The organism is Agrobacterium vitis (assembly GCF_014926405.1).
Taxonomy (GTDB): domain Bacteria; phylum Pseudomonadota; class Alphaproteobacteria; order Rhizobiales; family Rhizobiaceae; genus Allorhizobium; species Allorhizobium vitis_H.
Window position 1 is genome coordinate 1049784 of sequence record NZ_JACXXJ020000005.1, and the last position, 25191, is coordinate 1074974.

Here is a 25191-nt window from a genome sequence, read left to right on the forward strand (position 1 = left end):
GCGGCTTTTTTTATGGCCGTATTTGCCCGCTGGCCGGGGCTTATCAGCAATAGGAGCTTCGGTCATGACCGACCCGACATTTGGCATTACCATCAACCGAAGCGCCAACGAGGCGACGACGGCCTCGAAAGCGCAGATGAGCGTCGTTGGCATTTGCATGCCGATCGATAAGGCCGCCAGCGCCGATCAGACGGCGTTCAACACGGCGTTTCCGCTGAACACCTGCGTCAAGCTGAACAGCAATGACACCAGCATTCTGGCGCTCTGCGATCAGGATGGCGGCTTCATCGACGCGGTCGAAGGCATCAACGATCAGCTTGGCAGCTATCAGACGGCGGCGACCCTGGTGGTTGTCCGTGTTGCCGAGGGTGTCGACGATGCGGCGACCATGGCCAATATCACGGGCACCTCGGTGGCAGGCACGGGCATCTATGCTTTTCTCGATGCCGGTCCGGATGTCGGGGTTTATCCCCGCCTGCTGATTTGCCCGGGCTTTACCAAGACCCATGCCGATGGCGCCGCCAACCCTGTGCTGGCTTCGTTGCCGACCGTGGCTAACCAGATCCTGGCGCAAGTGATTGCCGATGGCCCGGCTGGACTGGACGACTTTACCAACTGGGTCGAAAACCATGCCGGTATGCGGATCATTCCTGTTTCCGGGGGCGTCTATGCCACTGATAGCACCGGCACGGATGTGTTGCGGCCGATGAGCCCGCGTGTAGCCGGTCTCTTCGTGCGCCGCGATTACGAGAACGACGGCTCGCCGTTCAAGTCCATTGCCAACCAGACGGTCTATGGAATTACCGGCGTCGAGAAGAACCTGCGGTTTTCGCTCACGGACGGCTCGACAGAGGGCCAGCAGATCCTGGCGGTGCATGGCGGCATTATCGTCCGGGGTGAGAGCGGCGACGATTTCTCGATTTCCGATGGCGGTTTCGTCTTTATCGGCACGGACAATCTGTCCGAGGAAAGCGTCTGGGACCAGTATCACAAGGTCCGTGGCCGCGACTTTGTCGAGCTGACCGTGCTGCGCACCGTGCGCTCCTACCTCGGCAAGTACAATCTGACCACACAGACCATCCAGTCTGTCGTCAACACCATTTCCACCATCCTGCAGAACCGGCAGTCAAACGGCGATATCCTCGGGTTCCGGGCGCGGTTCGACCCATCCAAGAACAATGCCAGCGACCTGCGCGCCGGGCATATCTACGTGGATATGCAGTTCGAGGAAGCCCCGGTCTTCAAGCGCTTGACCGTGGCCTCGCGGCCTTACGCGGCGGCGCTGGATGCCACCATCGATGAAATCTTGGCGGCACAGAACGCCTGACCGCTGGCGAGATAAGGAAACACGCACATGGCTGAAAAACTGCTTATCCTCGAACAGGTCAACATCTTCGTTGGCGATGCTGACCCTGAGGACACCAATCACGTCAAGCTGCAAAGCCTTGGCCTGCCGACGCTGGAACGCGCCGCCGTCTCGCATCTGGGCGGCGGTGCTGTGATGAGCGTCAACTGGACGGTTGGCGCCTTCAACGCGCTGGAGCCCAGCTTCAAGCTGGCCGGTTTTACCGAGACATCCTATAAATATCTCGGGATCGGCAGCAATGAGAGCCAGAAATTCACCGCCTATGGTGTGCTGCGCAACAAGCAGACGGGTGCCATCTTGCAGGCCAAGGCCGTTATTCAGGGCATTGTCGGCAAGGTGACGCCGGATAGTTTCGACCGGGCCAGCGCTTTCGGCCACGACCACGGCATCACGGAAGTGACCCATTACCAACTGACCGTTGACGGCACAGAGTGGTTCTATCTGGACTATTTCACCTCGACCGTCCGTCAGTTCGGCAATGACGAAACGCAGTCCATCCGCGTAGCGTTGGGGATTGAATGATGGCCGAGCCGCGCCGCAGCCGCAAGCCGGTTGATGATCCCTTGGGACAGGCCCTGGCCGGGCCTGCGCCCGCCGTGCCGGAAGTGTCCCCCACGCCAAAGGCCACGCTGGTCGACCTCGATGCCTTCACCACATCGGTGGGCGAGGTTTACTATTCGCCTGATGCGGATGACGAAGAGCGCGATCCGGTTGTCAACTATGATGATGATCTCGCCGGATCGCGGTCTTACGCGCTGGTGCATAAGCCGAAGGTGGACGGCGTGTTGCTTTCCACCGTTACCATGCGGCTGCCGGAACAGCAGGACATCGATGATTTCTATTCCGGCGAAATCTCTGGCACCCGCGCCATGCTGGCCCGCCTGACCGGGCTGCATCCAGTCGTGATCAAGCGGCTGAAATGGCCAGACGCGGAAGCTGTGTTTCAGCTTTACCGCGATGTCGTGCCGTCCTTCATGATCGGGAATGATCCGTTGAGCAAGTTGCAAGCCTCGCTGGTGGTCGATCTGGTCGACAAGACCGGCGCGAAAACATCGGCTGTGATCGGCAATATGAGCCGTCTGCAAAAGGCAGAGCGGGACTACATGCTGTCCAGCAAAGGCTTGCGGCTGTCTAATAAAGACAGGGCGATGGAACGCCTGATGATGGAGCGTCAGGCTGCCGAGGAAGCGCGGCTTGCCCAGATGAAGGAAACCCATGCCAGAAGCGTGGCTTCGCGGGCGGCGGTTATCGGGCGCCTTGCCAGCGGTGTTGCCATCGCTGGCGCCGCTGCGGGCAAGGCCTATGTTGACTTTGCCGAGCTGGAACGACGGGTCAACCGCATCGTGATCAACGCCGATAAGGGTGCCGATGCAATTCAGCCGACAATTGCCAAGCTTCAGGAAGTCGCGTCTACGACCAAGATGGCCTTTTCCGATGTTGTCGAAGGTTTGGAGACGCTGGTTTCATCTGGGCGGTCGCTTGATGAAGCGATGCAGTTTCTGCCAGCGGTAACGATGACGGCGCAGGCATCCGGTGCGGCTATCTCCGATATGGCGTTGACGGCAGATTCGATGTCCGGATCGCTGAAGATTGGCGCCAAGGACATGCAGCATGCCTTCGATATTTTAGTGGCAGGTGGCAAGGCTGGCAAATTCGAGCTGAAGGATATGGCGTCCGAACTGCCAAGCCTGCTGCCAGCCTTCGCGACCCTCGGTTACAAGGGGACCGCCGGTCTGGAAAAGATGGTGGCGATGTTGCAGGTTTTGCGCAACCAAACCGGCACCTCCGGCGAGGCGGCAACCAATCTGCAAAATATCCTTCAGAAGATGTATTCGGCAGATACGGCCACCAAGTTCAAGAAATTCGGCATTGACCTACCGAAGTCATTGGATAAGGCCCGCAAGAGCGGCAAGGATGTGATCGACGTTTTGCTTGATATGAGCATGATCGCCACCAAGGGCGATCTTTCCAAGCTGACATTGCTGTTTCCCGATGCGCAGATGCAGGCCGGTGTGCGCGGTTTGATCACGCAGCGGCAGGAAATGAACAAACTGAATGCATCCCTGAAAAATGTCGATGGTTCGACCATGCGGGATTTTGCGCAGGTCATTGGCGATAGCAAAGCCAAGTTGCAGGATCTCAATAATGAGTGGGATCGGCTGGTGAAGAATGTCGGCTCCGGTGTTGCCAAGGTGGCAAGCCCGGCTTTGAGCTACATTAATGAACAGATGGATGCGAACCGCAAAGCCAGTGAAGCGGAAAGTGAGCGCATCAAGGCGGTGCAGAGTGAGGCGACCGGATATAAGGGCGCCTGGAATGCCCGCAATCCGAACGCCTGGCCATGGGAGGCGGGTAACGCCTATTTCGAGGCGACCAAACGGGTGAAAAGCGGCGAACAGAAAGACGTGATGGCCGAATTTACCGATGGGCCGCCGCGCCAATGGCCAAAGGCGCCCGGGTCTGTGGCGTCTGCCTTAAGTGAGAATGAACTACTCCAGCAGCAAATGGATGCGGCGTTGGTGGGCACCAATGGTGCGCCGAACATTGGCACTGTGATTTCTGACCAGATCACCCAAGGTGGTGGCGCGGCTGGCAAGGCGGCGGCTGATACTATGCAGAGCCAGGCGGGCGCGATCGGCGCCGCCATAGGGTCTGCCATCGTTTCGAAAATCTCTGGCGCGCTCGGTTCCTTCATGGCCAACCCGGGCGGCGGCATGCCGCGCAGCACCGGGCAGGCCTTGCAGCAACAGACCAACGGCCAATTTTTGGATCAACCCTGATGCTCTATCAAATCGGCGTGGTGACCTTCGATCTCAAGTTCAACCTCGATGGGGTTTCGCGCGAGACGACGGCGGATTTCGTTGACAAGCCCGTCATTGGCGAGCGTCCGCCGCTGGAAGCCATGGGCGAGGGGCCCGAACAGATGACCCTTGCCGGTCGGCTGTTTCCCGACAAGCTCGGTGGCCTGTCCAACCTGAAGACCTTGCAGACCCTGCTGAAAAACCAGGTGCCGCAGCTGGTGGTGCGCGGCGATGGCGAGGTTATGGGCTGGTTTGTCATCACCCGTATTACCGAGGGTCACACCTATCTGAATACCAAGGGTGTCGGCCAGGTGATCGATATGCAGATCGAGCTGAAAAAGTCCGATGCGCCGGACGGGGAAAGTTACTTCTCGACTTTGTGGGAGCTGGTGTCTTGAGCGATACAGAAACCATCACCGTTGGCCGCGACGGGCTTACCCTGTCCGGCGTGCTGGCGCGGCATTACCGGGAGGTGATCACGGGTGCCTGCGAACAGGTCTGGTCGCTCAACCAGGATCTTGCCCGCAAGGGCGCGGAAGTCCCACGCGGGACGGTACTGACCGTGCCGACCAAGGATGCCTTGTCCACCGATACGACCGACAGCAAAGTCACGGGCCTGTTTGACTGATGGCAAAGGCGCATTTTCTGGTGTCGGTCGACGGGCGGGTGGTGACGAAAAACTTCCTGCCCGTCTTGCTGTCCGCCTCGATCACCAAGGGTGTCGACAAGACGGCGGATGCCGCGCAATTTGACCTCGACGACAGCGGCGGCACGCTGCGCTGGCCGCAGACGGGGCAGAAAGTGCACGTCGAGCTTGGCCGGGAAAATGGTGCGATCCGCATATTCGACGGTGAAGTGGATACGGCCAGCTGGTCCCTAAATCGGGGTTCCGGCTCGGTGCTTTCGGTGACCGCCCGGTCTGTTTCGTTGAAGGGCAAGGCGAAGGCTAGTAAGGAAAAACACTGGGACAGCAAGCCTTTGAAGTCTGTTCTTCAGGATGCAGGTGAAGACGCCGGGATATCGGTTGCTGTCCATGCTGATTATGCCGACATGGTTCTGGATTGGGAGGCAATGGATGCAGAAAGCTTCATTGCCTTTGGCGAGCGGCTGGCGCGCGAGCATGGGGCGATCTTCCGGATTTCCGGCACATCCGCCGTATTCGTGCCCTACGGCAAGGCAGTGACCGGGGCCGATCTTTCGGCCTTCACTGTCACCCGGTCAATCCTGCTTTCGGCCACGGGCTTCGCCCCGGTGACGGACCGCCCGCGCATCAAGCAGAAGGTCGAGACCTATTACGACCTCGACAAGGCTGCTCGTCTGGCAGCGCAATATGCCAGCGGCGACAAGGTGGACGCGGATCTGCAATCCGGGTTTTCCGCCTCGTCAAAGGACCATGCCGACCGGCGGGCCAAATCCGGCGCCAGGAAAGCGAGCCGTGACAAGGCCGAAGGATCGGTTGTCATCAATGGCGATGCCACCCCGCAGCCGGGCGGCAAGTGCATTCTTTCCGGCCTCCGCGCCGGTGTGGATGGAACCTATACGATCAAGAGTGTGACCGATGAGCTTTCCCGCTCTTCCGGCTACACGACCTCGATCAGCCTGAGCGAGCCGCAAGGCAAGGCCGGCCAGGACAGCCGGTAGATTTTAACGAACATAAGGAAACGATCATGGATCGCGCGAAGTTTTTCGCGGCGGTGCGCATTTCGCTGTTTAGCGGAAAGCTTTCCGACCCGCAGGTAAAGGGCATGGATGCCATTCTGGATGAATGGGTGGCGCAAGGGCTGACCGATATCCGGTGGCTGGCATATATGTTTGCCACGGCCTTTCATGAGACTGGCCAGGCCATGCAGCCAGTTTCGGAAAACCTGAAATATTCAGCGCTGGGCTTGCAAAAGACCTTTCCGAAATACTTTTCGGCGCGGGATGCGCAGGCTTACGCCGGACAACCGGAGCGGATTGCCAATCGTGCTTATGCCAACCGGCTCGGCAATGGTGATGAGGAGAGTGGCGATGGCTGGCGTTATCGTGGCCGAGGACTGGTGCAGATCACTGGCCGAGGGAACTACGAGACCTTTGGACTGGACAGCAATCCCGACCGGGCGCTGGTCGACCAGGTGGCGGTGAAGATCATGTTCACAGGCATGACTGGCGGTTTGTTCACTGGTGACCGGCTGACAGATCACTTTACCCTCAAGGGTTCCGATTGGGTCAATGCCCGGAAGATCATCAACCGGCTCGATAGGGCGCAGGATATCGCCGGCTATGCCAAGGCTTTCAACAGCGCGCTGGCAGGTGCCCAATGAATGCCGCTTTGCGTCCGCGCGGGCGAGAGGCAAAATCATCCGGTGAGCCGGGTTGGACCTGGCGCAAAAGCCTGATCTTCCCCATCGTCATCTTCGCTTGCTGGCGGCTGATGGAAATGGAGAACGCTCCTGACACGATGGTCAACCAGACCATCGCTTGGGGATGGATGATCACCATTATCTCAATGGCGTTCTTTTTCACGGGTTTTGCATCGGCGCAGGATATCGCCGCGATCATCGCCATGCGCACCGGCACGCCCTACGCGCCAGATCGGCAAGCCGCCGATCCGTGCCCGCCCGAACCATATGAGCCACCAGCCCGGCCGTTTGATGCCAGAGATTCGGGGCGGCCATGACCATCGCCCTCACAATCCTCAAAGCCATTGGCTGGCGCGGCCTGGTGCTGATCGGCGCGCTGGCCGCGCTCTTCGCCTGGCACCTGCATGGCATTTCCGCCGCGAAGGAATCTGGTCGCATCGAAGTCCGCCAGCAATGGGCCGAGGCGCAGCGCCGGGCGGACCTGAAGCAGATTGCCAAGGTCGAAGCCCAGCAAAAGCAGATCAATGCCGCCGACGCGGCTTTGGTCACCACCATTGCCGCGCATGTCGGGCAGGTCGCCGGATTGGAAGCAGCGCTTGCCGATGAGAGGAAACGAAAAAATGCGAAGCCGAATGCTGCTGGCACTTCTGCCTGCCCTGCTATCCCTGACGGGGTGCGGAACGCACTCAATGCCATTGGCGCAGCCAAGCCATGATCGCAAGCCGAACGTATCAGCCGCCGTGATGGCCGATTGCGCCGAGCTTGCATACATCCCGGCCGGAGTGGACCGGGATGACGAATACCGGCTGTGGGGCCAGGATAGAAAGGCACTGGCCGATTGCCGTGCCTTGAATGCCGCAAAGGCGGCTACGATCAATTCATTGCAAGGGAATTAGGGGCTGATGGCGACAGGAGAACAGGACGTGGCAGCCAGCACCAATTTGTTCGACCCGATGGCGTCCTGGGCAAGGTTGAGCGAGCGCGTCGAAAACCAGGGCAAGGACATTGTCGATCTTAGATCGAACATGAACACCGGCTTCCAGAGCGTGCAGTCCTCGATCAATGCTTTGTCGAATGAATTGCGCAGCTCCAGCAAAACGCAGTGGCCGGTGATATGGGCTGCTGCCGGCGTCTGTTTCGGGATTATCGTTGCGCTCGGGTCGCAGGCTCTCAGCCCGATCAAGGAGGCGGTTTCCGAGACGAAGACAGATTTGCGCGTCACAGCGCAAAATGCTCTGTCCGTCGCGGCTTTCACCGACTTCAAAGCGACCTATGAAAATAACCGGGTCGTGTCTCGCAACGACCTGATCGACAAATTCAACCAGGTGAATACGCAGCTCGATACCATCCGCAAGGACCAGGTCCCTCGTGCCGAGCTGGAGCGGACATGGCAATCGGAAGATCAGCAGCGCGCGCAAATGCAAAAGCAGATCGATGAACTGAAGCAGGGGCAGGCCACCACCTATAGTGCCCGCGACCTGCTGCTGGATATGCGCGACCGTCAGGATCGTTTCGAGCGCCAGCTTTATGGGCAGCGTCCGCCGAGCTGACCGCATGCCCTGATCGGGCAGGCATCGCAATGTAATTCGAAAATTCAAACCCTTGATGGAACCGCCAGATCTGGCGGCGAAAGGATTTCCCATGGCCCTGAAAGATGGTGCTGTCTTGTGTCCGGCCTCGCAGTGGACACTGATCGCCGGCGGAGTGCTGAATATTCTCGTCAACCTGCCAAAGACCGGCACGCTCTACATCCGCCGTGTTGAAGTTGGATCGGGCGCGCCGGACGTTGCGCCGGACCCGGATGCCTCGGCCAGTGACTCCAGTTTCCATTTCATGACTATGACCGCCTTGAAGCCCTACGCCGCCAGCTTCACCGAGGCCTGCGATGTCTATGGCTATCCGGAGGGTGACAGTGCCCTGCGGATCGAAATGCAGGGTGATTGATCCATGCCCCTGCATTTTGGCCGGCCCGGTAAATCGCTGGGGTCTCTCTACTCTTGGACACCCATCGTGCCCACCGAGGACTTGCCAGATGGCATGGGGTGGGTCGTGCGCAGCGGTTCCACCGAACTTTACCTGATTGATCGCAACGGGGCCTACGTTTATGCGCCCCTGGAGGCTTCCGCATGAGCAAGGTCCAGAGCAAAGACGCATTTCTATACGACCTTAATGGTGATGCGGGCGAATTGAAGATCGCTTTGCGCGAAGCAATGGATCTGGGCAGCGCAGCTGAATTGGATGCTACCGAATTCGCGTCAGCCGGACAGGGTGGCAAAGCAGACACGGCAATCCAGCCCGACGATCTGGTGACAGAAACAGTCGACGGGCTGATGACTGCTGCCGACAAACTCAAACTCAATGGGGTGGCAGCCGGAGCCACGCAAAATGCCGCTGATGCCGCGCTGCGCGATCGCACGACGCATACAGGTGAACAGGCAATGGCAACGATCACAGGGTTGGTTGCCGCGCTTGCGGCCAAAGCCACGCCCGCTGATATCTCGGCGGCCATTAGTTCGTTGGTCAATAGCTCTCCTGCGGCGCTCGATACCCTGAATGAGCTTGCCACAGCGCTGGGCAATGATCCGAATTTTGCGACAACCACGGCCACGGCGTTGGGCAATCGCCTGCGGGTGGATACTGCGGCACAGGGTCTGGATGCCACGCAAAAGTCGAATGGCCGCGCAAACCTGGATGTGCCTGCAAAGTCAGAGGCGTTGACTGTTGATACCGCAAGCGCTCCTCTTGCGCTCAATATATTAAAGTTATTGCCTCTCGGTTACGTCAATCCGGAATGGTGGGGTTTTTCTGCATCCGCTGCCGCATCTGCCAACACTACGGCTTTGACCAACGCTTTGGCCGAAAATGAAAAAGTGGACCCCCCACGTGGGTTATTCAAGCTTGCAACATTTACGCATGTCCTCGCTGAGGGCGCCGACTGCGTTATAGACGGTGGTGGTGCGCACGCATCCATCTTTAATTTTGGGTCTGACAACGGAGCGGAGATCCAGATAAGTGCGGCAGCATCGCAAATGCAGGCGGATAAGACGCTTATTCAGGTAACGGGGTTATCTTTTCAGACGGAGTTGTCCTCGGGTGCTGGTGTCGGTCTCCATATCAATTATCCAGACTCTCTTGCTGGCACTGATGCCGGATCGTCTGTCAGACGTATCCTAAGGGATCTCAGTTTTTCGGGTCGGTTGGCTGATGCTAAATATTGGGGTTCCGGCCTTAAGATTACCAATGGCTCCTATTTTGACCTTGAAAACATCTATGGATCTGGCCCGGAATCTGGAGTTGGTGGAACTCTGGTGAATGTTCTTGGAAATAAAAACAGCGTCGACAACACGTTTAGGAACCTTCGCGGTCGAAACCTATCAATATTGGCGAACGTAGCCGGTCGGTTTGAGGGATTGACCTTCGACAACCCCATTGCTGTTGATTGTTCCAATGGTCTCAAATGGTATGCAACGCTTGACTCTGGTGAAACAGCGCAGCCGTGGTGCAGGGTCAGTGGCGGTCACTTCAATGTTACGGGTCGGGCCATGGATTTCGACAACGTCACACAAATCAAAGTTCAGGGGACTGTGATTTATCTTAGCGCCAACAACGCAATGGGTATCTACGCCAATAGAAGCGCCGCGACTGAGGGTGTAGCGAACAACTCGTTCACTGAAATAGAAGTGCAAAACAAGGGCTCTTTCACCGGTCAGGCTGGCATACAACTCGGGCAGTATACGGGTAATTCGATCATATCGAACAACAGGGTAACGGGCATGAATAATGGTATCGTGCTTCTCACCAACTCGAACGGAAATATTGGATCGAGCAATCTATCGACATCAACTGGCTCAAATGGCCTCGTTAATAATGGTACAAACAACAATGTGTCGGTCACGGTTTTGTAAGCGCCGAAATAAAATAGAGAATCGAATGATTTGAGGGGAAATTGATGTTTGATTTTGTCTGGTGCGTCATTCGATATTATCTTGTCGCGTCCGTGCTTGCGGCCGATGATAATGGCTTGCAACGATTTCTTCTCATCTGTGTGTTTTTGTGTTGGCACCTCATTACTTTTATAATGCTTTGCCGTTGGGTGATCTCACTTGCTAAGACCATAACAAAATCGATTGCTTGGATAATCAAGCAGTTCCGATTGGAGGCGGTATGATGGTTGATTTTGTCTGGTCAGTGTTGCGCGAACTGATGGCCTGTTTAGTGCGCTACGGAGACGCCTCAAGAAGATCGCGATGTATTGTCGTGGCAATCTTCTTTGTTCATTGTTTAGCGACAGCAATGATCGGATTAAATGGTACCGTAAGCATCGCCGCGCGCTTTTGATGCGCGGCGATGCTTATGATTTTTTCAGGACAGCCACGAATTCGAATATCCCGCGCGGTGTTTCGTTGATCTGCTCAACTGAAAAAGGAATTTCAGTTTGCAATTCATTTATGATTTGACCCAACGAATTGGGTGTGAATTGCCAGCGATGAACATCAACATAACCTCCATCTGCCGCTTGGTATTCAGCTATCGCTGCTAGGGCTCTCTTTGGTTGCGTCTCATGCCAATCATTGTCGAAATGATCACCGTTCCAGTGCCGAATTGGATTGTTGTGTGTCGTGATAGCCCGGTGCTCAATGACCTTGATCAAGGGATGACGGGTCGCGCCCTTGGCCATAACAATGTCGTCTGATGTTGAAACGGGAATGCTGTGATCAAAGCAGTAGCGCTTGTCTGGAACGATCAGATAGTACCGACCGTCATCTTCAAGAGTTGCTGCGACCTGCTGAAAATGATGAATGAGATCGGGTTGATGCTCAATACAGTGGCAGCTGACGACCGCAGAGAATTTTTCAGGGAAGTTTTCTAGGATGCCTGGCTCTCGATGATAGTGGATGGCAGGAACAGTATTTGGATCGATCCCAATTTTGATCGCTCTTTGCCGCAACTCATCAGTGGTCATGATGTCGCAATATCGCGCATTTTCGCCAATTGCTACCGGGCTGTTAAAAGGGCCAATTTCCATGACTAAACGCTCAGACTTTGCGGCAGCGGTGATGTCTGACCTAGTGAGTAGCGGTGGCGGTTCAACTACCGCGTCGACGGCTGCCACCGGGTCCGGAGCTTCAGCATCATTGAGAGTTAGCCCGGTCTTAATCAATCTAGAAAGGTTCATGATCGTCCCCCCAAAATCACAGGTGGCAGCTAACCACCACCTTGGGACGATTGCAATCCAATTTTCGTTCAGCTTGGGATTGGATGTTTATGTGTTGGGCCGCGCATCGCGGTGAAGGTGAGTTATCCACATTGAGCGAAATCTGTGGATTTCATTTTACAATTCGCTCTTGACGGCCTTGGAAAGATGTGGATTTTTTCGGCTGCTTTTTACAGACATTATGCCCGTAAAATGTTGTAATTAATGAATTTACGCCCCGCCTCTTAATCAGCGGGTCGTAGGTTCGAACCCTACATCACCCACCATTTTTTCAGTAACTTCAATGTTTCTGATTTAATTTCCTTAGCTCTGATGTTGCGAACATCGCGTTGAATTGGATGGTTTCTTTATTGAGACTGTTTTGCGGGCGCTGCACTTGCGTTTGCTCGCTTTTGATTATCAGTGCGAAGCCATTCGATCTGCTGGAATTTTCCAACTTTTCTCTGCTATCGTTTCAACGGGAATGATTTTTTTCCGCATCGGACGTGACCTGAAAGCTGGTCTCACGTTTCCGTTCAGTGCTGTAGTGAGGAAAGATGTTTGATATACGTGCTCTGGTATGGCCAGTAGATGACGATACTATGAAGCCTTGGGTGCGTCGGTTTCTCGATGATGTTTTGTCCCGCCCATTATTCAGCAGGATGATTTTGTTTTCTTCGATGGAAAATCGTCTTGCCATTCGAAATCGATTTGCAAGAAAGTATCTCGTTGGCCGGGGCATTGAACTCGGTGCGCAGCAGGTTCCGACAAAAACCTCGGAAAACTGTCAGGTCGAATATGTCGATGTCGTTTCCAACAAGACGTTGGTCGAGCTCCATCATCTGCCTGCGGAGGATCTCGTGCCGCTGACGCATGTTATCGATGGAAACGATCTTTCGGTTTACGCCGATGGGGAGCTGGATTTCGTCATCGCCAATCACGTGCTTGAACATTTCGACGATCCGGTCGGGGGGCTCTGCGAATGGATAAGGACCGTCAAAACCGGAGGCAAGCTCTTCCTAACCTTGCCCAATTTTCGCTGTAACTGTTACGATGTCGACCGCGTGCCGGCGCGGCGTGATCACCTGGACCTCGACTACAGGGATTCGGAAGGTCGGGCTGCCCGTAACTTCCAGCACTATGTAGACATAATGCAAACGCTCTTTCAGCTGTCTGATCCCGTCGAACAAAGACGTCAGGCGCAGGAGTGGATCGACGCAGACCTCAGGCAGCACTATCACGTCTACGACCAAGAGACGGTAAAGGACGTCGCGGCCCTTGCCGCGAAAGCGTCGTCAGTCGGATTGCGGTATGTGGACGGACTTTTCTCCAAGGATGGCTTTGAATTTCTGCTCATTCTGGAAAAGCAACCATCCGGTGGACTGCAAGGCTGGCCTTCGTCACGGCGTAGCGCGATCAGTGCGTTGCTCTGCCACGCACCGTTTCTCAAACATGAAATCATGCGTCGCCAATGATCGCGCGTCGGTCGCGCTATGGTTTCGGACAAAGCCTGCAGCCTGGCCATTTTTGTGGCTGGGCGGCGCCTAGTGCTTCTTCACCATTGAGCTTGTTTTGTTCTCTGTCATCGTCGTAATATTCATGGTTCGTTCTTGATTATTTCAAAGTTTCATCCAAAAATGGCTGTGGATTCCTGTGGATAACTTTTATCGGGAATGTCTGATTCCGGCTGGTTAAGCCGGGATGTTCAGCCTGGATTGCGGCAGGACGAAAGGGAGGTTGGTCGGCGCGCGGCTGACCGTTCCACTCAGTCCATAGACGGAGGCGATGATGTCGTCGCGGATGACTGTTTGCGGCGGACCCTCGGCAATCAACTGACCACCATCAAGCACAATCAGACTGTCGGCGAATTCTGCTGCGAGGTTGAGGTCGTGCAGAACCGCAAGCACCATTCCTCCATCAGCGGCAAAGGTGCGGGCGATTTCCAGGACGGAAATTTGGTGTGTTAGGTCCAGGCTTGAGGTTGGCTCATCGAGAAACAGGGCGCGTGGGCCGGTTTCATCGACCGCTGTTGGCAGTTGCGCCAGGACGCGGGCAAATTGCACCCTTTGTTGTTCGCCGCCAGACAAGGCCTGATAGGGGCGCGCTTCAAAGGTTGAGAGGCCCACCCGTGCCAGCGCCTGTCTTGCGGCCTGCATTGGTCGGGCGGTGCCTGAAGCCATGGCACCCATACGCACCACTTCCAGGGCTGTAAACGGAAACGAAAGGCTGGTGCTTTGCGGCAGGACGCCACGCCTGCGTGCTAGATATTGAGGTTTCAGCCGGGTGATATCCTGACCGTCATAGGCAATCTTGCCGCTGTCGGCCCTCAGGTCGCCGCAGAGCAGTTTCAGCAAGGTTGACTTGCCCGCGCCGTTTGGACCGATAATGACGGTGAAGCGACCCGGTACAAGGCGCAGGCTGATCCTGTCCAGCAGCAAACGCCCGTGCCGGTGCAATGTCAGATTTTCTGCGGTTATCATGGTGTGCTCGCTTTGCCTTTTTTGATGCTCTAATTTTCCATCATGCCGCGCCCTTGGCGGCCAAGCAGCAAGAGCAGAAACACCGGCGCGCCGATCAGTGCTGTGACGATGCCGATCGGCAGTTCCGCCGGTGCAACAATGGTGCGGGCAAGGCTGTCTGCTATCAGCAGGAGGCTTGCGCCGCCCAGTGCGGAGGCAGGTAAAAGGAAACGGTGCGATGGGCCGATGGCCATGCGCAGCAGGTGCGGGACGACGATGCCGATAAAGGCAATCGAACCAGCCACGGCCACAGCGGCCCCGCAGGCGGCGGCAACGATCAGTACGCTGACGCGTTTCAGCCTCTCCACTGGAATTCCCATGTGAAAAGCAGCGGCATCGCCCAGCACGAGTGCGTCCAGTCCACGCGCGATGAAGGGTACGGCGGCAAGCGCACCGAGAATGAAGGGTGCGATTGACGCGGCCTTGGCATAGGTCGCCCCGCCCAGCGATCCCAGGTTCCAGAAGGTGATGTCGCGCAAGGCCCGGTCGTCGGCCATGAAGATCAGCAGGCCCGTTGCGGCCATGCTGAGGGCGCCGATGGCAATGCCTGATAGCACTAGTGCAATGGTCGAGGTCTGGCCGCCACGGGTGGCGATGGCATAGAGCAGGGCGGTGTTGAGTAGGGCGCCGCAAAACGCCATGATCGGCAGGAATTCCTCTCCAAGTACCGTTTGCAGCGGTAAAAGCAGGCCGGGGCCAAGCACGATGGCCGCCACTGCGGCAAGGCTGGCCCCGGAGGTGATGCCGACAATGCCAGGGTCGGCCAACGGATTGCGAAAAAGGCCCTGCATCATCGCCCCGGAAAGCCCGAGGCCTGCGCCCACCAGAGCACCCATCAAGGTGCGGGGCAGGCGGACGGCCTCCAGCACAATACGATCCTGCTGCGCCAGCGCGTCATGCCCGGAGAGATATGTAATCAGATCGCTCAAGCCAACCCCGGTCGGCCCGCTGATCAGCGAGACGAAGCAGGCCGTCACAAGCAAGGCCGCCAGTAGAAGCACGGCTGTCATGCCACGGCGCGAGCGGTCACCCGTCGATGCCGGTAGCCTTGATGATGAGGTCACAGCAATCGTCACTGAATGGTCGCCTCTGGGTACAGCTTGGACGCCAGTTCTCGGGCTGCGTCGGCGGTGCGTGGCCCAAAGCCCAGCAGGTAAAGCCCATCCATGCTAAGAAAGGCTTGCGTCTTGGCAGCCGGACTGGTGGCAAGGGCTGGTAAAGCGAAGATTTCCTCGGCGGATAGCGGGGCTGCGCCATGCTCCATGGTGAGAATAATGTCGGGTGCTGCGGCAATCACGGCTTCATCGCTGAGTGGTTTGTAGCCTGTGCTGTCGCCCACCGCATTGGTGGCGCCGGCAAGCCGGATCATCGCATCGGCTGCCGTCTCTTTGCCGGCGGCCATGATACGACCATTGGCGATGGACAGAACGAACAGGACCCGCTTTTTCTGGGCTGGAAGGTGGGCGAGATCAGTCTTTAACTTATCCAATTGTGTCTCGAACTGGCTTGCCAATGCCTCTGCCTGCGGCCCCTTGCCGATGGCCGCGCCGACGGCACGGATACGGGGAGCTACGGTCTCCGCCGAAGGCTGTTGAGGGATGTTCACCAGCGCGACACCGCTTTGCGCCAGCACAGCCAAGGCATCGGGCGGGCCGGAGCCCGCCTCCGTCAGGATGAGATCGGGCTTCTGGGCCAATATGCCTTCGGCGGAAAGGCGGCGCATATAGCCGACATTGGGCTTTGAGGATGCTTCAGGAGGATAGAGGCTTGTGGAATCAACCGCAACGATGCGGTCCCCGGCACTCAGGTCATAGAGAATTTCGGTGACCGTCCCGCCAATCGAGACGATGCGGTTGGCCTGGGGAAAGCTGTCCGCCGCGAAGGCCGTTGGCGTCATGGTCCAAGGGAGGGGAGGTGGGAGGGTAACAAGACCGAAAAGTGCAAGCGAGGTCAGAAGAGAAGAAGGTCTCATCAAGGTATCGTCCTGAAGGTTGCCCAGGCAACGCCATTTCATGCGTTTTCAGAGCTGGATTGTGTATAGTGATCGAGCCCCTTCGCGGGCGTCGGGTCCGGTCTTCACGTGACGAATGACGACGAACAACAGCGGGCTGGATTTTAACTTGACTATAATGCACAAGTTTTCATAATGACGCAACAGGACAGGTGCATGACAGCGCCGTGTGTTTTGTCAAATACACAAAAGACGCTGTAACGCTTTCTATCTGCTGCATAATTCCTCAAGCCAATTCCGGTTTGAGGAATTATGCAGCATCGCATTTCCAGCCAACGTGTGGAGCAGACTATGTATATTGCAATGAACCGTTTTCGCGTCGTTCCGGGTTTCGAGGACGTGTTTGAAGCTCAGTGGCGTGATCGTCAGGGCCGGTTGGCGGAAGTGCCGGGCTATGTCGAATTTCATATGTTGAAAGGCCCCAAGGGCGAGGACCACTCGCTTTATGTGTCCCATACGGTCTGGGAAAGCCATGAAACCTTCGTTGCCTGGACGAAGTCCGAGCAGTTCCGTGCGGCCCATGCCAATGCCGGGCAGAGCAAGGTTCAATATCTTGGCGGTCCGCATTTCGAAGGATTTGAAGTGATCCTTCATGAAGACAGTACGGGTACGCGCAGTTCCAAGGCGGCCTGAGACGATCATGGCCGCTGTCGATACTGCCCGCCTTTCACCGCTTGAGGTTGCCAGAGCGGCTCTCGCCGAAAAACCTGACGGCGTGGTGGAAACCATTGCAACGGAGGCAGGGGTAACGCCCGCCGAGATTCTGGCCATTCTACCGCCAGATTGTGTGACCATCGCGCCGTCAGAGGCTTTCGAACCGATCTGGACCCATTTGTCAGGTTGGGGCGATGTGCTGACCATCGTCCACACCAAAGATGTCGTTCTGGAAGTGGTCGGCGCTCTTCCGCCGGGGTCCATTGGCCATGGCTGGTTCAACATTCACGGCGACAGTCCGGTCGGCGGCCATATCCGTATCGACCATTGCCGTTCCGTCGCCTTTGTCGACCGGATGTTTCATGGCCGACGGTCCCTGTCGGTGTGGTTCATGAATGGCGAGGGCACTGCAATGTTGAAGGTCTTCGTGCGCAGAGATGCACAAAAGACTTTGATGGCCGAGCAAGTCGCTCTGTTCGAGCAGTTGCGCTCCCAGTACCGGGGTTCGGTGTCGGGATAGGGCTGGTTATTGCCAATCTGGTGACCTTAAAATTCCTAGAGCTTTGCTTAGCCGCCGGAAACCTTCCCGGCGGCTTTTTGCTTTTGCTGTTTGTTTTGAAAGTGCGGGGAATCGAGTATTGAACGCATGCATGGCGCCAATTGAGGGCTGCCGTCCTGCTTGGATGTGGTGCTGTTTTGTGCATAAGGCGGTTTGGTCATCGATTGGCCTGAAATATGCTGCAGGCCAGCATGACGTCGTCTGGAGTGTGTCAGGGAAATAAGCGGAAGCTGGTTTTCCTGATAAGACAAACAAAAACAAAAAACGATGGTCTGTTTAGGTCAATATAAAGCTGACAGACTGTCCTGCATTATTTCTGATACCGGATGCGGTTTAAGTGATTATGCAGCAGTTTTAGGGTGCTACAGCAGGTTTCGTGCAGCATGTCATATGCGCGGCGCTGTAATCGATGCGGACAAAGGGACAGTGATTTGCACAGCCTGAAGAAGTTTCTAGCGCTATTTCCGATCATCCTGCTGATTGCTGTTGGGATAAGTTCTTTCGGGCTTCATGGTTTTGTCGGGACGGCACTGGCGCAGGATAGTAATTTTGCCGATGACGATCCGGTTGCCAAGGCACCTGCGACGCTTGACCAGTTACAAAAGAAAATCGATTCGCTTGCCGGCATTCCGCAAAAGGCTGGAAACAACGACCGCGAGTTGATGGAAGCCAAATCCAGCCTGGACGACATTGTCGGACAATTGCAGGGCATGAAACTGCTGATTTCGCCGCGTCAGGATGATATTGCCGCTCGATTGAAAGAACTCGGCGATCCGCCGAAGGACGGTCAGCCTGCTGAAGCGGCCGAGGTGACCCAGCAGCGAAACAAGCTCAATGCCCAGAAAGCACAGATTGCTTCGGTCCTGAACCGGATCGACGAAGTCAGCAAGGCTGCGAGCGATTTGTCCATCAAGGTCACTGCTGTGCGGCGGGAATTGTTCACACGGCAATTGCTGGCCCATACGGACATTTCCGTTGATAGTATGACGGATGCCGCCTTGTCCTATGGCACGGAAGCGAGCCGCTTTACCGAGATGCTTGAGGGGTGGGCGGGTTTCGCCTGGCGCTTCAAGAAAATTTCGCTGGTCTCGGCCATGGTTCTGTCGCTCGCCATGGCGCTGGGATTACGGCTCGTTCTTCAGCGGATTCTGGGGCCAATCATCGAGCGGGGCAAGCTGGAGGAAAACCCCTCCTATATGAGCCGGTTTTCGGTGGCCTTCTGGGCGACGATCATTCCGTCCTTTGCCTTCAGCTTCTTCCTGATTTCTAGTTACTTCTTTCTCGACACCTTCAGCGTCATGCGGCCAGACATCGAGCCGATTATCGCGTCATTTTTCGGCGTGTTCTGGCTGGTGTTTTTCTCGTCGCGGCTTGCAATCGCCGTGTTTAATCCATGGGCGCCGAAATGGCGGCTCGTGCATGTGTCCGACCGGGGCAGCCGCCAGCTGGTAGCGGCCTTCGTGGCTATGACGGTGATCAACGGTCTCGATTATGGCCTGTCCAGTATTGCGCAGACATTGGGATCGCCAGTCGAACTCTCGGTGTTGAAGGGTATGGTGTCGTCAAGCCTGGTCGGTCTCATCCTGCTCTGGGTTTCCTTCATTCGTCCGCTTCTGCCGAAATCCGAGGATGAAGCCGCCACGGGTGGCCGTCCATGGTCGAAGCGGACAGCCATCGCTCTTCGGGTCTGCGGCGTCTGGCTGATCTTCACCAGCCTGATCGGCTATATTGGTCTGGCCCGGTTCGTTGCCAGCCAGCTTATCCTGACGGGGGGCGTGGCGGCCACCATGTATATCGGCATTCGTTCAGGCCGGGCTGTGTCCGAGCGTGACCGGTTTGCCGAGACGATCGTGGGCCGCTTCCTGCAGCGTCGCTTCAATTTCGGACCCGTCGCCCTCGACCAGTTTGGTATTGCCGCTGGCCTGCTGATCTATGGCTTCGTTTTTGTGATCGGCGTTCCCCTGATCATGATGTCCTGGGGGTTCCAGCCGCCGGATATCCAGACCTGGTTCTATAATCTGTTCATCCAGATCAATGTTGGCGGCATCAGCATTTCCATCGTTGGCATCTTCAGCGGGATCGCCATTTTCCTGATTGGTGTCGTGCTGACCCGCTGGTTCGAGAAATGGCTTGACGGTAATGTCATGGCGCGGTCGCAGGTCGATCCGGGCGTGCGCAATTCTGTCAAAACCTCCGTCGGCTATTTCGGCGCGATTGTTGCCGGTTTCATGGGCCTGTCGGCGGCCGGTATCAACCTGTCCAGCCTGGCACTGGTTGCCGGTGCCTTGTCAGTCGGTATCGGTTTTGGTTTGCAGAATATCATTTCCAACTTTGTCTCAGGCCTGATCCTGCTCTTCGAGCGGCCCTTCAAGGTTGGCGACTGGGTGGCGACGGGTACGAGCGAAGGTTTTGTGCGGCGTATTTCGGTGCGCGCCACGGAAATCGAAACCTTTCAGCGTCAGTCGATCATTGTGCCGAATTCGCAGCTGATCAACGCCTCGGTCGGCAACTGGACCCATCGCAACAAGCTGGGGCGTATCGACATGGAGATTGCCGCCAAGGCCGTCAATGATCCGCGCCATGTCATGGGCATGCTGAGGGAGGTGGCAAGCGATGTACCCGGCGTGTTGCGCACCCCGGAACCGGTCGTCGTCTTCAAGAAATTTGATGGAGCGGATCTTGAATTTGAAGTCCGGGTGTTTGTCGGCGATGTCTTGAACGGTCTTGCGGTGCGCAACGAGTTGAGACTGGGGATTTTCGAGAGGTTCAAAGCCGAAGGCGTGATTCTGAAGGAAGAAGCTGCTGATGCGGAAGAAGTCGTGGCAGCAGCGGCACCGCTGCCACCATCGCCCGCTTCTTGATAGGCAACTGCTCGTCACAGGCAAATCAGCTTGCGACGAGCCGGCTCCTCATATCCTGTGGGTTTCAAACAGCGCGACATCGAGCATGAAGGAGCCGTCGGGTTCGATTTCGAAATGCGCTTTTGTCTCGGCAGCGGCATCCTGTTGCAACAGGCGGATGGCGGTGCGCATGGCATCCGGTGTGTTCATGCGGTCCGTCCAAACCTTGAAATCCATCCGCAACCGGCTGGTCTGACAGGTTTTTATCGCAAACCCAGCCTGTCCCAGCATCTGCGTCCATTCGCTCAGCATATAGTTCCTGACATGCGAGGTGTCGCGCAGCAGTTCGACTGCTTGCAGATGTGTGTTCAGCAATGGCGATTGCGGCGAGACCACATCGATGAAGATTGCTGGGGCGCCCGGCTTCAATACACGCTGGGCCTGTCGCAAGCCGGCATGGACATCGTGCCAGTGGTGGGCGGAGAAACGGCAGGCGAGAAAATCGAACTGACCATCGTCACAGGGCAATTGTTCGGCTGAAGCCCTGATTGTCGCAATATTCGTTAAACCGCGCTCGGTTGCGGTTTGAGAGACTGCGGCCAGCATATCGGCGGAAAGATCGATGGCGGTCACGGTTGTCATATGCGGTGCAATCGCATAGGCGACATGGCCGCCACCACAGCCCAGATCGATGCCGTGGCTGGCATTGGCAGTGCGGGCGATGTCGCCCAGGCGAACCAGATCGGCGCCGGAAGCGTGGACGGCACTTTCCACATAGGCGTTCGCCCTTGGGCCGAAATTCTGCTGCACGTGGTGGTCGTGATTTTCGTTCACTGTATTTTTCTCGCTGGTTGCTGTTGGCATCTAACTGTTCCTGTTAAGCTGGTTTATCCCGGTTCAGACCATGAAACGCTTGAAATTCAGCGTTGCAACTCCATGTCTGGAGTGTAGCGCATCCTTCCTTTGTTCCTGGCGATCCGCTCAGGTCCCGCTGCATGAGCTGTCCGTATCGTATCAAGGCATCGAAGATAGGGAGGCATCCTCGGTGAGTGGAATTGTGACTGTCTCGAAGAGGCCAAAGGCTTGAGATCGTTACAATAAGAAGGCCAAGGGGCATGGTGATGTCGCCTGGTGTAAACAGCATGACGCCAACAATATGCTGTTACAAGAGGAGCAGTTATCCTGTTATAAATACTGCCATGCTGGATGTAGAACAGAGACGTTTGCTGGGTGAGTTCGTGCGCACCCATCGTGAAAAATTGGTGCCGGACCGGATCGGACGGCGCCGCACGCCGGGCCTGAGGCGCGAGGAACTGGCCGAACGAGCGGGCATCAGCGCCACATGGTGTGCCTGGATAGAGCAGGGGCGCCAGGTGCAGGCCTCGCCGCAGGCTTTGGCGAGGCTGGCGCGGGCCCTGGAATTGACCCGGGCCGAACGTGCCTATCTGTTTGAACTGGCATCCCGACGCGATCCCGACGAGGAAGAGGGAGACGCCATTGACGATGTGCCAGCGTCCCTGGTAACGGCAGTCAGCATGGTGCAGCATCCAGCCTATGCGCTTGACCGCAACTGGAATGCCTGCTGTTTCAATTCCGCGGCCGCATCCCTGTTTCCTGATTGGCTTGGGGAGCACAGCAAGGATAGAAACCTGCTACGCTATGTATTTCTCAATCCTGGCGCCCGCGAGATCATTGTCGATTGGGAAATGCGCGCGTTACGGCTGCTGGCCGAATTTCGCGCCGATTACAGTCATGCATTGCGCGATTCAACGGTCCGTGCGCTGATTGAACAGCTACAGCGCGACAGTCCGCTCTTTGCGCAGGGGTGGCGGGAGCAGACGGTGCTGGATCGCGAAGGCGGAGAGCGTGAACTGGTTTCCCCGGATCGAGGCAGGTTGCGATTTCGCCAGTTCAACTACCGGCCCTGCGACCGTCCGGATTGCAAGCTGGTCTTCCTGATACCGCAATAAAGCATGTCTATGATAGGGCTTAGGACGAGGGCTTGCTCCGCGTTTGGCGATTTGCGATTGATCAAGGATCGTTACATCAGCAGTTTTTATCCGCAGGTCGCGCCAGCCCATGCCCATGTCGCAAACGGGCGGCACAGGGAAGCGGGTCTTTATCATAGTCGCGGGATCAATCTTGCGGCGTCATCCGGTCGTTTGCGCCTTGCGCTCGCAGCAGAACAGGGGAAATTCCATGTCGATCAAATCTCATGCACGGGCCGTGGTGATCGGTGGCGGCGTCGTCGGCGTTTCCACGCTCTATCACTTGGCCAGGAAGGGCTGGAGCGATAGCGTGCTGATCGAGCGCAAGGAGCTGACCTCAGGCTCGACATGGCATGCCGCCGGTCTGCTGCCGCTGTTCAACATGAGCTATTCGGTCGGCCAGATCCACAAATACTCGGTGAAGTTCTATCAGGAACTTCAGGAAGAGACCGGCATGAATGTCGGTTTCAGCAAGGTTTCCAATATTCGTCTCGCCCGCAGCAAGGATCGCTGGGACGAGTTTATGTATTATGCCGGGATTGCCGAAACCATCGGCGTCAAGGTCAACATCCTGACACCTGAACAGGTCAAGGAAATCTGGCCGCTGTGTGAAACGGAAGGTCTGCTCGGCGCCATCCAACATCCCGACGACGGTTATATCCAGCCCGCCGACCTGACCCAGGCGCTGGCCAAGGGTGCCCGCGACCGTGGTGCCACCATCTATCGCAACACGACCGTGACGGCCATCGAGTGTCAGCCGGATGGCTTGTGGAAGATCACCACCGACAAGGGTGAGATCACAGCCGAACACGTGATTTCCTGTACAGGCAATTTTGCCCGCAAGACCGGCGAAATGGTGGGCATCAATATTCCGGTCATTCCGGTTGAGCACCAGTATATCGTCACCGAGCCGCATCCGGCCATTGTTGAACGCAAGGCCAAGGGCCTGCCGGAAATGGGCGTGCTGCGCGAGGCCGACAGCGCCTGGTACATGCGCGAGGAAAATGGTGGCCTGTTGCTTGGGCCTTACGAAGTGGGCGCGCCGGTTTGTTATGTCGATGGCCCATCCGACGAGAGTGAATACGAACTGTTCCAGGAAGAACTCGACCGGCTGATGCCGCATATCGAGACGGCCATGGTGCGTGTGCCGGCCTTTGGCGAGGTCGGTATCAAGAAAGTTTATAACGGCGCTATCGCCTATACGCCGGATGGCAATCCGATTGTTGGCCCGGCACCAGGATTGAAGAATTTCTGGCTGAACGAGGGCCATTCCTTTGGCATCACCGCGGCTGGCGGTGCCGGTTGGCAATTGGCGGAATGGATCGTCGATGGCGAATCCACCCTCGACATGATGGGTGCCGATCCGCGCCGCTTCGGTCCTTATGCGACGGAAGGCTATCTGATCGCCAAGAACGAAGAAGCCTATGCCAATGTCTTCACCATGCATTACCCGGATGAGGAGCGCGCTGCCGCCCGTCCGCTGAAAACCACGCCGGTCTATGACCGGTTGAAAAAGATGGGTGCCGTCTTCGGCTCCGTCTATGGTTGGGAGCGCGCCAACTGGTTTGCGCCTGAAGGCTATGAAGTGCCGAAGAACGAGCTTGGCGTTGGCGTCGATGTCATCACCAACCACAATTATGCAGCCCCGACCGAAGATGGCCGGGTGGTGGAAAAATGGTCGTTCCGCCGCTCAAACTATTTCGAGCATGTTGGCAATGAGGTGAAGCATGTCAACGAGCATGTCGGCGTGCTCGACATGTCAGCCTTCGCCAAGATGGAAGTGTCCGGTCCCGGCGCACGGACCTGGCTGGACAGCCTGTTTGCCAACGCCATCCCGAAGAAGCGTGGCCGTATCGCGCTGTGCCACATGCTGACCCAGCATGGCGGTGTCCGCGCTGAATTCACGGTCTATGAATGGGCTCCGAACCGTTTCTATCTTGTGTCGGCTGGCGCTTACGAAGCTCATGACCATGATTATCTGCGCAAGCTGGCTCCGACCGATGGGTCGGTCAAGCTTCAGCAGATCACCCAGAAGCTCGGCGTACTGGTTCTGGCCGGGCCAAAGTCGCGGCAGGTGCTGCAAAAGCTGACGCGCACCAGCCTGGAGAACAAGGATTTCCCCTGGTTGACCGGCAAGGAGATTTCGGTTGGTGTGGCGAGCGCCCATGCGCTGCGCGTCAATTTTGTCGGGGAACTGGGCTGGGAATTGCATCACCCCATCGAGATGCAGGCCTATATTTTCGACAAGCTGATGGAGGCCGGTGCCGAATTCGACATCAAGCCTTTCGGCATCCGCGCCATGCTGTCGATGTCGGTCGAGAAATCCTATCGCCTGATCCCGAGGGAAATGTCGATCGAATACAACGCCTATGAATCGGCCCTCGACCGTTTCATCAAGCTCGATAAGGACTTTATCGGCAAGGAGGCTCTGGTTGCCTATAAGGAAAAGGGTCTGAAATGGAATTTCGCCACCCTGGTTGTTGAAGGCGTGGCGGATGTCGATGCTCGCGGCTCGGAAGCGATCTACAATGAAACGGGCGATCTGGTCGGGCGTGCAACCAATGGCACCTATGGATGGCGCATCGGCAAATCCATCGCGCTCGCCATGCTGCAACCCGGCTATGCAACTGAAGGCACCAAGCTGAAGATCAAGATCCTGGGCGATCTCTATGACGCGGTGGTTGTGGGCGAAAGCCCGTTCGATCCTGATAATGCCGCTCTCAGGGCTTGAGAGTGGTAAAATGGAACCAGATATTGCTTGAAGTGGCGTTTGGAAATAGTTGCTGTTTTCTGAACACTGGACGGATGGCAATGTTTGAAACCTGCCGTCGATAGACGACGCGCTGAATCTATCCAAAAAGGCGGCCACCTCTGGGCCGCCTTTTTGTTCTTATTAAGCATAGAAGGTATAACGCCC

Annotated in this window: 26 protein-coding genes; 20 read left to right on the top strand and 6 right to left on the bottom strand. The window is 56.7% G+C overall.

All coding sequences use genetic code 11. The features are described from left to right. The first annotated feature begins 64 nt into the window (after positions 1-64). The 14 genes from IEI95_RS16045 to IEI95_RS16110 all read left to right on the top strand — a co-directional run bounded on the left by IEI95_RS16045 (position 65) and on the right by IEI95_RS16110 (position 10847). Entirely contained in the window at positions 65-1327 is a 1263-nt protein-coding gene (locus IEI95_RS16045) for a phage tail sheath protein (RefSeq protein ID WP_194416746.1), read from the top strand. A gap of 27 nt (positions 1328-1354) precedes the next feature. Next, positions 1355-1888, top strand: coding sequence for a phage major tail tube protein (locus IEI95_RS16050; RefSeq protein WP_070164786.1), 534 nt, complete (start codon positions 1355-1357; stop codon positions 1886-1888). Then, positions 1885-4146, top strand: a complete 2262-nt coding sequence (locus IEI95_RS16055) for a phage tail tape measure protein (protein WP_194416747.1) — start codon at positions 1885-1887, stop codon at positions 4144-4146. Before IEI95_RS16050 ends, IEI95_RS16055 begins: the two co-directional genes overlap by 4 nt. Beyond that, on the top strand, positions 4146-4565 hold the full coding sequence (locus IEI95_RS16060) for a phage tail protein (protein WP_070150712.1): 420 nt from the start codon (positions 4146-4148) through the stop codon (positions 4563-4565). Before IEI95_RS16055 ends, IEI95_RS16060 begins: the two co-directional genes overlap by 1 nt. Continuing rightward, complete coding sequence (locus IEI95_RS16065) at positions 4562-4795, top strand: tail protein X (protein WP_156533360.1); 234 nt, start codon at positions 4562-4564, stop codon at positions 4793-4795. Before IEI95_RS16060 ends, IEI95_RS16065 begins: the two co-directional genes overlap by 4 nt. Continuing rightward, on the top strand, positions 4795-5808 hold the full coding sequence (locus IEI95_RS16070) for a phage late control D family tail protein (RefSeq protein ID WP_194416748.1): 1014 nt from the start codon (positions 4795-4797) through the stop codon (positions 5806-5808). Before IEI95_RS16065 ends, IEI95_RS16070 begins: the two co-directional genes overlap by 1 nt. Before the next feature lie 26 nt (positions 5809-5834). Continuing rightward, the gene (locus tag IEI95_RS16075) at positions 5835-6470 is read left to right on the top strand and encodes a hypothetical protein (protein ID WP_194416749.1); all 636 of its coding nucleotides are present in this window, start codon (positions 5835-5837) and stop codon (positions 6468-6470) included. Then, on the top strand, positions 6467-6826 hold the full coding sequence (locus IEI95_RS16080; RefSeq protein ID WP_070150716.1) for a hypothetical protein: 360 nt from the start codon (positions 6467-6469) through the stop codon (positions 6824-6826). The genes IEI95_RS16075 and IEI95_RS16080 overlap by 4 nt, the downstream gene beginning before the upstream one ends. Then, complete coding sequence (locus IEI95_RS16085; RefSeq protein WP_194416750.1) at positions 6823-7224, top strand: secretion protein HylD; 402 nt, start codon at positions 6823-6825, stop codon at positions 7222-7224. The genes IEI95_RS16080 and IEI95_RS16085 overlap by 4 nt, the downstream gene beginning before the upstream one ends. Further along, positions 7199-7405 carry a hypothetical protein gene (locus IEI95_RS16090; RefSeq protein ID WP_156533354.1) on the top strand — a complete coding sequence of 69 codons (207 nt, stop codon included), beginning with the start codon at positions 7199-7201 and terminating at the stop codon, positions 7403-7405. Before IEI95_RS16085 ends, IEI95_RS16090 begins: the two co-directional genes overlap by 26 nt. Before the next feature lie 27 nt (positions 7406-7432). Then, positions 7433-8059: a hypothetical protein gene (locus IEI95_RS16095; RefSeq protein WP_194416751.1), complete on the top strand. Its 627-nt coding sequence runs from the start codon at positions 7433-7435 to the stop codon at positions 8057-8059. Positions 8060-8150: 91 nt separating this feature from the next. Next, the gene (locus tag IEI95_RS16100) at positions 8151-8453 is read left to right on the top strand and encodes a hypothetical protein (protein WP_194416752.1); all 303 of its coding nucleotides are present in this window, start codon (positions 8151-8153) and stop codon (positions 8451-8453) included. A gap of 182 nt (positions 8454-8635) precedes the next feature. After that, on the top strand, positions 8636-10414 hold the full coding sequence (locus IEI95_RS16105) for a hypothetical protein (RefSeq protein WP_194417391.1): 1779 nt from the start codon (positions 8636-8638) through the stop codon (positions 10412-10414). 259 nt (positions 10415-10673) lie between these two features. Next, positions 10674-10847: a hypothetical protein gene (locus IEI95_RS16110; protein WP_194416753.1), complete on the top strand. Its 174-nt coding sequence runs from the start codon at positions 10674-10676 to the stop codon at positions 10845-10847. A gap of 13 nt (positions 10848-10860) precedes the next feature. Here IEI95_RS16110 and IEI95_RS16115 read toward each other — a convergent pair whose 3' ends face one another. Next, positions 10861-11685 carry a methyltransferase domain-containing protein gene (locus IEI95_RS16115; RefSeq protein ID WP_194416754.1) on the bottom strand — a complete coding sequence of 275 codons (825 nt, stop codon included), beginning with the start codon at positions 11683-11685 and terminating at the stop codon, positions 10861-10863. Between the two features lie 575 nt (positions 11686-12260). Here IEI95_RS16115 and IEI95_RS16120 point away from each other — a divergent pair. Then, positions 12261-13178 (top strand): methyltransferase domain-containing protein, encoded by a 918-nt coding sequence (locus IEI95_RS16120; RefSeq protein ID WP_194416755.1) that lies wholly within the window; start codon positions 12261-12263, stop codon positions 13176-13178. A 216-nt stretch (positions 13179-13394) separates the two neighbouring features. Here the strand turns inward: IEI95_RS16120 and IEI95_RS16125 are convergent, their stop codons facing one another. From IEI95_RS16125 to IEI95_RS16135, 3 genes are read right to left on the bottom strand one after another with little or no spacing between them, the layout of a single operon-like run. Continuing rightward, a complete protein-coding gene (locus IEI95_RS16125) occupies positions 13395-14183 on the bottom strand; it encodes a heme ABC transporter ATP-binding protein (protein ID WP_194416756.1) in 789 nt (262 codons plus the stop codon). Between the two features lie 29 nt (positions 14184-14212). Next, positions 14213-15298: an iron ABC transporter permease gene (locus tag IEI95_RS16130; RefSeq protein ID WP_194416757.1), complete on the bottom strand. Its 1086-nt coding sequence runs from the start codon at positions 15296-15298 to the stop codon at positions 14213-14215. Then, the gene (locus IEI95_RS16135) at positions 15295-16194 is read right to left on the bottom strand and encodes a heme/hemin ABC transporter substrate-binding protein (protein WP_234894679.1); all 900 of its coding nucleotides are present in this window, start codon (positions 16192-16194) and stop codon (positions 15295-15297) included. The genes IEI95_RS16130 and IEI95_RS16135 overlap by 4 nt, the downstream gene beginning before the upstream one ends. Positions 16195-16524: 330 nt before the next feature. Here IEI95_RS16135 and hmuQ point away from each other — a divergent pair, with 330 nt between their 5' ends. Together hmuQ and hutX are read left to right on the top strand one after the other, a co-directional pair. Next, positions 16525-16866 carry a heme-degrading protein HmuQ gene (gene hmuQ / locus IEI95_RS16140; protein WP_060717864.1) on the top strand — a complete coding sequence of 114 codons (342 nt, stop codon included), beginning with the start codon at positions 16525-16527 and terminating at the stop codon, positions 16864-16866. 7 nt (positions 16867-16873) lie between these two features. Continuing rightward, positions 16874-17407, top strand: coding sequence for a heme utilization cystosolic carrier protein HutX (gene hutX, locus IEI95_RS16145; RefSeq protein WP_156536801.1), 534 nt, complete (start codon positions 16874-16876; stop codon positions 17405-17407). A 47-nt stretch (positions 17408-17454) separates the two neighbouring features. Here the strand turns inward: hutX and IEI95_RS16150 are convergent, their stop codons facing one another. Next, on the bottom strand, positions 17455-17607 hold the full coding sequence (locus tag IEI95_RS16150; RefSeq protein ID WP_156536800.1) for a hypothetical protein: 153 nt from the start codon (positions 17605-17607) through the stop codon (positions 17455-17457). Between the two features lie 270 nt (positions 17608-17877). Here IEI95_RS16150 and IEI95_RS16155 point away from each other — a divergent pair, with 270 nt between their 5' ends. Beyond that, the gene (locus tag IEI95_RS16155) at positions 17878-20307 is read left to right on the top strand and encodes a mechanosensitive ion channel domain-containing protein (RefSeq protein ID WP_234934229.1); all 2430 of its coding nucleotides are present in this window, start codon (positions 17878-17880) and stop codon (positions 20305-20307) included. Positions 20308-20355: 48 nt separating this feature from the next. On the opposite strand, the gene IEI95_RS16160 is transcribed toward IEI95_RS16155, so the two are convergent. Next, the gene (locus IEI95_RS16160; protein ID WP_194416759.1) at positions 20356-21150 is read right to left on the bottom strand and encodes a class I SAM-dependent methyltransferase; all 795 of its coding nucleotides are present in this window, start codon (positions 21148-21150) and stop codon (positions 20356-20358) included. 335 nt (positions 21151-21485) lie between these two features. On the opposite strand from IEI95_RS16160, the gene IEI95_RS16165 reads away from it, so the two are divergent. After that, positions 21486-22256 carry a helix-turn-helix transcriptional regulator gene (locus IEI95_RS16165; RefSeq protein ID WP_194416760.1) on the top strand — a complete coding sequence of 257 codons (771 nt, stop codon included), beginning with the start codon at positions 21486-21488 and terminating at the stop codon, positions 22254-22256. Between the two features lie 235 nt (positions 22257-22491). Continuing rightward, positions 22492-25005 carry an FAD-dependent oxidoreductase gene (locus tag IEI95_RS16170; protein WP_194417312.1) on the top strand — a complete coding sequence of 838 codons (2514 nt, stop codon included), beginning with the start codon at positions 22492-22494 and terminating at the stop codon, positions 25003-25005. Positions 25006-25191 lie beyond the last annotated feature (186 nt).

Excerpts from the sequence above, each read along its gene's own strand:
- IEI95_RS16060 (WP_070150712.1), top strand. The coding sequence starts at position 4,146 with ATGCTCTATCAAATCGGCGTGGTGACCTTCGATCTCAAGTTCAACCTC.
- IEI95_RS16085 (WP_194416750.1), top strand. The coding sequence starts at position 6,823 with ATGACCATCGCCCTCACAATCCTCAAAGCCATTGGCTGGCGCGGCCTG.
- IEI95_RS16125 (WP_194416756.1), bottom strand. The coding sequence starts at position 14,183 with ATGATAACCGCAGAAAATCTGACATTGCACCGGCACGGGCGTTTGCTG.
- IEI95_RS16075 (WP_194416749.1), top strand. The coding sequence starts at position 5,835 with ATGGATCGCGCGAAGTTTTTCGCGGCGGTGCGCATTTCGCTGTTTAGC.
- IEI95_RS16100 (WP_194416752.1), top strand. The coding sequence starts at position 8,151 with ATGGCCCTGAAAGATGGTGCTGTCTTGTGTCCGGCCTCGCAGTGGACA.
- IEI95_RS16135 (WP_234894679.1), bottom strand. The coding sequence starts at position 16,194 with ATGAGACCTTCTTCTCTTCTGACCTCGCTTGCACTTTTCGGTCTTGTT.
- IEI95_RS16110 (WP_194416753.1), top strand. The coding sequence starts at position 10,674 with ATGATGGTTGATTTTGTCTGGTCAGTGTTGCGCGAACTGATGGCCTGT.
- hmuQ (WP_060717864.1), top strand. The coding sequence starts at position 16,525 with ATGTATATTGCAATGAACCGTTTTCGCGTCGTTCCGGGTTTCGAGGAC.
- IEI95_RS16120 (WP_194416755.1), top strand. The coding sequence starts at position 12,261 with ATGTTTGATATACGTGCTCTGGTATGGCCAGTAGATGACGATACTATG.
- hutX (WP_156536801.1), top strand. The coding sequence starts at position 16,874 with ATGGCCGCTGTCGATACTGCCCGCCTTTCACCGCTTGAGGTTGCCAGA.
- IEI95_RS16080 (WP_070150716.1), top strand. The coding sequence starts at position 6,467 with ATGAATGCCGCTTTGCGTCCGCGCGGGCGAGAGGCAAAATCATCCGGT.
- IEI95_RS16165 (WP_194416760.1), top strand. The coding sequence starts at position 21,486 with ATGCTGGATGTAGAACAGAGACGTTTGCTGGGTGAGTTCGTGCGCACC.
- IEI95_RS16055 (WP_194416747.1), top strand. The coding sequence starts at position 1,885 with ATGATGGCCGAGCCGCGCCGCAGCCGCAAGCCGGTTGATGATCCCTTG.
- IEI95_RS16105 (WP_194417391.1), top strand. The coding sequence starts at position 8,636 with ATGAGCAAGGTCCAGAGCAAAGACGCATTTCTATACGACCTTAATGGT.
- IEI95_RS16160 (WP_194416759.1), bottom strand. The coding sequence starts at position 21,150 with ATGCCAACAGCAACCAGCGAGAAAAATACAGTGAACGAAAATCACGAC.
- IEI95_RS16150 (WP_156536800.1), bottom strand. The coding sequence starts at position 17,607 with ATGACCAAACCGCCTTATGCACAAAACAGCACCACATCCAAGCAGGAC.
- IEI95_RS16045 (WP_194416746.1), top strand. The coding sequence starts at position 65 with ATGACCGACCCGACATTTGGCATTACCATCAACCGAAGCGCCAACGAG.
- IEI95_RS16070 (WP_194416748.1), top strand. The coding sequence starts at position 4,795 with ATGGCAAAGGCGCATTTTCTGGTGTCGGTCGACGGGCGGGTGGTGACG.
- IEI95_RS16115 (WP_194416754.1), bottom strand. The coding sequence starts at position 11,685 with ATGAACCTTTCTAGATTGATTAAGACCGGGCTAACTCTCAATGATGCT.
- IEI95_RS16090 (WP_156533354.1), top strand. The coding sequence starts at position 7,199 with ATGCCATTGGCGCAGCCAAGCCATGATCGCAAGCCGAACGTATCAGCC.
- IEI95_RS16050 (WP_070164786.1), top strand. The coding sequence starts at position 1,355 with ATGGCTGAAAAACTGCTTATCCTCGAACAGGTCAACATCTTCGTTGGC.